Source organism: Muribacter muris, assembly GCF_001038205.1.
Classification (GTDB): domain Bacteria; phylum Pseudomonadota; class Gammaproteobacteria; order Enterobacterales; family Pasteurellaceae; genus Muribacter; species Muribacter muris.
Genome location: NZ_JWIZ01000111.1, coordinates 1 through 2,804 on the forward strand (window position 1 = coordinate 1; position 2,804 = coordinate 2,804).

The 2,804-nt window shown below is 41.0% G+C and carries 5 protein-coding genes; all 5 read right to left on the reverse strand.

Annotation, left to right across the window (positions count from 1 at the left end; all coding sequences use genetic code 11):
• Positions 1-170: 170 nt before the first annotated feature.
• The 5 genes from RO21_RS11810 to RO21_RS11830 all read right to left on the reverse strand — a co-directional run bounded on the left by RO21_RS11810 (position 171) and on the right by RO21_RS11830 (position 2,650).
• Entirely contained in the window at positions 171-1,223 is a 1,053-nt protein-coding gene (locus RO21_RS11810; protein WP_047977981.1) for a tyrosine-type recombinase/integrase, read from the reverse strand.
• 8 nt (positions 1,224-1,231) lie between these two features.
• Positions 1,232-1,474 carry a DUF4224 domain-containing protein gene (locus tag RO21_RS11815; protein WP_047977982.1) on the reverse strand — a complete coding sequence of 81 codons (243 nt, stop codon included), beginning with the start codon at positions 1,472-1,474 and terminating at the stop codon, positions 1,232-1,234.
• A 10-nt stretch (positions 1,475-1,484) separates the two neighbouring features.
• Positions 1,485-1,919, reverse strand: coding sequence for a hypothetical protein (locus tag RO21_RS11820; RefSeq protein ID WP_047977983.1), 435 nt, complete (start codon positions 1,917-1,919; stop codon positions 1,485-1,487).
• Between the two features lie 166 nt (positions 1,920-2,085).
• On the reverse strand, positions 2,086-2,301 hold the full coding sequence (locus tag RO21_RS11825; protein WP_157019832.1) for a hypothetical protein: 216 nt from the start codon (positions 2,299-2,301) through the stop codon (positions 2,086-2,088).
• Positions 2,291-2,650: a hypothetical protein gene (locus RO21_RS11830; RefSeq protein ID WP_053067791.1), complete on the reverse strand. Its 360-nt coding sequence runs from the start codon at positions 2,648-2,650 to the stop codon at positions 2,291-2,293. Before RO21_RS11830 ends, RO21_RS11825 begins: the two co-directional genes overlap by 11 nt.
• Between the last annotated feature and the right edge of the window lie 154 nt (positions 2,651-2,804).

The following is a 2,804-nucleotide window of genomic DNA, read 5'->3' on the forward strand; positions in this document are numbered from 1 at the left end:
AAATTTTTGCAAAAAATCTCATATTTTCTGATGGATCTTCAAACCCATTGTGAGATAAAGGATAAATCAGACCTATTATTAGCATTGTTCCGAAAAAACAAGACTTGTTCCGAAATATTTTTGTTAAATTCAGCAAAAGGTATGTAACGCTTTTAATAAAACGGGCGATATTATTCGCCCGTCTTTTCTGGTTCTGATACACTGGTTTCAAGCGGTGGAATGATAGGAGCAAGGCGTATATAAGTCTTCGTCATCTTTTCAGTTGTATGGCCAAGATGCTCTCTCGCCGCATTCATTCCAAACAGCATTGCTTTATCTGTACCTGATTTTGCTCTGAGATCTCGAAATTGGAATGCGTTTAATGCTTCCGCATATTCCGGGTGTTTTTGTGCTGTATGTTCTCGAACTCTCGCAAAAGCATTACTAACATAGTTTGGTGTAAATCGACTACCTAAGCGGGTATAAAACAAGTATTCTTTTCCATCTTCTAACCGTCTCTCTAGGATAGTTTTGAGTTGACCTTTGATCTCAATACGCAATTTGGCCGCCGTTTTTTCTTGCACAATATGCAAGTAACCATTAAGTATATGGCTACGCTGAATATTGACGACATCAATCGGGCGTTGTCCGGTTAAGTAGGCAATATCCATTAGGTCTTTTAGATCTTGATTGCAGTATTGATAAACTAGATGAAAAATCGTGTCATCAATATAAGTTTCTCTTTGTTTGATTGGATAACGGGAAACGCCTTCCGTTGGACAAACTTTTTCGGTATAGCCCCATTCTCTCGCTTTCTGCCAAATATGATGAAACAGCATATATTCATTGTTAGCAGCCGCTTTGGTCTCTTTACGCCAGTCTAAATATTGCCGAATATGGCTGGATTTAATCTGTTCAAGTGGCGCACCATTAAAAAACTCAAGTAAAGGCTTTAAGCCGTTTAAATTCGCTTTTTGAGTATTCGGTTTTTTTAATGGGATAATGTCATCTTTGTAACGGTTGGCGACTCGATTAAAGGTGATAACTGCCCCTTTTGGCTCTTTTTCTAAATTAAGTTTGATCGCTTCTAAGCAGGCAAGATTAAAATTTGTACCCAGTGATTTTTCGGTTTTACCGTATAGACGGTAGAAATACCGTTTAATAGGCTTACCTGACCGCTTATCAATACGGACATAAACATTGTCAGGCAAGTTGATATTTTGTGGTTTACGGGGTCTGCCCATATTTCTCCTTAGTTGCGTTGAGAAGAGGGTTTAGGTGGTGGAGAGGGGTTCCAAGCGACTTCCTGTGAACTAATCGTGTTATCTAATCCGTCTCGCCGAAACCCAAAAACGTGTTTGAAGATCACTACCGGCTTTCCTTTAGCATTTATAGTGAAAGGCACATAATTTTTATCTTTTAACCAGCCAACCTGATCAGCAGGACGTTCATAACCTGTGTAGATTTCTAGTTCTTCATCAGTAAGAAATTCCATTGTGCCTCCTTCAATGTTTGAGATAACTTTCACCCGTTGTAACACTATGACTTTCCAACGCCATTATGATCTGCCCGACCAAGTAGGTCAGTTGTTTGGATACAAAAGTGGTCGCATTACTGTTGACTAGATGCCATTTTAATTCTTCCGCTGTAAGCATTTTCGCCATATCATCAGGTGTACTGAGTGGTGGTGCTGGCATCACCCGACACATTGCTCCCGCAATCGCATTCAATTCTCCGGCAAGTTTAATCGCTATTTCCGGTTTTTGTTTTGCGATAAGCACTGACTCTTCTGTCAATGTTTCCAATAAACTGGCAGTGTAAGGATAAACCGGTTTGTCCGTTTTCATTAGGCTGTTTTCATAGCTGATTGAAACGGCCGTCAGCTCAGCGGTACTTAAATCTGAGAAGTCTAATTTTTCATTGAGTTTGTCGTTTTTCATTCTTTCTCCTCGCTTCAACAAGCGGTCGGTTAAAGCCAACATTTTGGAAAATGTGTGATCCCATTTTCGAAAATCTTGATTTAGCCGGCACGCTGTTTAGTCTCTAAATCATTCACAATTCGAGCAAGTAAACTACAATGGCTAAAATTGCAGAGAAACTTTCCTCTTAAACTTCCCCCAAGTCGTTTAAGCTATCGTAAAGCATCGTAACAATCACATTTAACGAGGTGCTTATTGTGGTGTGGTCGAATTGCTTAAAGTCGGTGAGAGCCACCATTTCAAGTAGTCTCGCTGCTTTGCCTAATTTGACTTGAGCCTCTTTCAAATGGGCTTGTGCCTGTTCGTCTAAGATGTAGGGGTTAGTGGTAGGTTTACACATCATTGCCCCCTTGTTTTTCGCTTACAAAATAAAAACCCGTATTTGCCGCTTGCTCGGCTTTATCAAGGAAGTGTTGGGCTGCACCGAGTGCATCTCGGATAATGCTTGTTGCCGTTTCAAACTCGTTAACTTCCTCGCCGTTGTGTTCAATCAGCTTGATAATCGCTTTGGCATAAGTGAGAGAGTGGCTAATTTCGCCAGCTTTTGCCATTGGGATTGCTTTATGGGTCGGCGTTTTACGCATAATTTGCCCCCATTGCTTGCAGACAAGCGGTTCGATTAGGCAGATTTTTTGCAACGGTGAAAAGCCAACGCCAACGAGCAGAGAGCTGCCAACGAGCTTCGTCCTCATTTTGTGCAGAGACCTTTAGCACTTGGATTTGATAGCCCTCTGCTTCTCGGTCTAAGTGTTAATGATCATGCAAAAATGCGCCAGGCTGATGCAGTAAGATCATCGAAAAGTGATCCACTGTATCTTTTGATAAACTCCTTGTTATTTAAACAGG